The organism is Paenibacillus sp. P4_E11 (assembly GCF_056401635.1).
On the sequence record NZ_JBFUIX010000689.1, the window covers coordinates 1 to 615 of the forward strand.

1 protein-coding gene is annotated in these 615 nt (G+C 47.6%); it reads left to right on the forward strand.

Annotated features, from left to right (window positions below; translation table 11 throughout):
• The coding region (locus AC1DWB_RS36945; protein ID WP_477545999.1) for a MerR family transcriptional regulator at positions 1–454 on the forward strand (454 nt) is incomplete at its 5' end.
• Positions 455–615: the final 161 nt, after the last annotated feature.

A 615-nucleotide genomic window follows, 5' to 3' on the forward strand; every position in this document is an offset into this window, starting at 1 on the left:
GTATAAGATTGAAGATGCTGCTTCTATGACTGGCTTGACGAAACGAACGATCCGTTACTACGAAGAGATTGGATTGATCGAGGCATTAGACCGGACCGAAGGAGGTATGCGCCTCTACACAGAGGAGGACATTGAACGGCTGAAGAAGATTATTTTAGCGAAGGAAGTACTGGGGTTTTCCCTGCAAGAATTGCAGCAATTCCTCAAGGTCAATGAAATCATTGAACAACAACGTCTGGTCGTACGTTCCGTGGAAGATCGCGTGGAGCGCCAGAAGAAGTTGAGCGAAATATCCGAGGGCCTTCATAGGGAAATCGAAATGATCGAGAGCAAGATGAGTCGTATGGATTCCTTCAAGCAAGAGCTGCTGTCCTGGGATCACAAAGTGCAGGAAGCGATTCATAGGCTGGAGAACGACTCAGATGCTACGAACGTAGAGGGGAAAATGGTGTGAACAATCAAGCCGAGCAGTCAACTTCAACTCCATTCTGGACGATTATTATGGCCGTGTTTTTCGGAAATTTCATGGCTTCCCTTAGTACGACGACGATCAATGTGGCCCTACCGGTCTTCATGGATGATTTCCATGCCGAGCTGCATACGGTACAGTGGATG